Origin of the sequence: Microbacterium paludicola (genome assembly GCF_039529675.1) — a bacterium.
Classification (GTDB): Bacteria; Actinomycetota; Actinomycetes; order Actinomycetales; family Microbacteriaceae; genus Microbacterium; species Microbacterium paludicola.
In genome coordinates this window covers 1-860 of the sequence record NZ_BAAANG010000062.1, presented here as the reverse complement: position 1 = coordinate 860, position 860 = coordinate 1, and the positions used below count along the sequence as shown (strand labels likewise).

Annotated in this window: 1 protein-coding gene; it reads left to right on the top strand. The window is 67.8% G+C overall.

Annotation, left to right across the window (positions count from 1 at the left end; genetic code table 11):
• Positions 1–396: 396 nt before the first annotated feature.
• The coding region (locus ABD161_RS15705) for a hypothetical protein (RefSeq protein ID WP_344005118.1) at positions 397–860 on the top strand (464 nt) is incomplete at its 3' end.

Here is an 860-nt window from a genome sequence, read left to right as displayed (position 1 = left end):
CCGGCTCCGCCCCTGCGCCCGCTGCGCGGGCGCGATGCCGTGCGTGGATCCGGGCACGCCCGGATCCTTCGTGCTCCTCTCGGTCGGCGCTTCGCGCCTCCCCGCGCCGAGGCTGGGCCCGCGTTGCCTCGCATATTGGTACCGGTCGGCTCCGGAGGTCTCTGGGGTGGCCTCTGCGCTCCCGGATCCCCTCTCGGATGCGCTGGCCTTCGGTCTGGCCTGTGTGGCCCCAGGGGCCGGCTCACGGTGCGCACGGGCCCATATCGGGCTGCCCTCCCCCCTGCGCATGCGAGCCGGCCTCCGTGCCGGCTTCGCCGGCTACCCCGCCGGCAATGTCCGACCCCCTAAGTAGATTAGTACCTGTCAGAGATACAGACTAGGGGAAGGAACGGACTCATGGGTCTGGATATGTACCTCAAGGCGGAGCAGTACGTCACGCCGAAGCTCGGTTGGGGACCGGACGCGCCGGCCAACCCTGCTCACACCAAGCTCATCGAGGCGGTGAAGTTCGATCCGCGCACCGACGAGCGCCTGGCCGAGCACATCGGCATCTACGGCGTGACGGTCTCCACCACCGTTGCCTACTGGCGCAAGGCCAACTCGATCCACGCCTGGTTCGTTGACCACGTCCAGAACGGTCAGGACGACTGCCGCGACTACTCCGTGACCGTCGAGCAGATCACCGAGCTGCGCGACCTCGCCGCGCGCGTGCTGACGGATCCGGCCAAGCTCGGGCCGGAGCTTCTGCCCTCGCGCGAGGGGTTCTTCTTCGGCTCGTACGACTACGACGAGTGGTACGTCGAGGATCTGCAGAACACGGTCACTCAGCTGGATGCGGTGCTCGATCTGGTCAAGGGCAA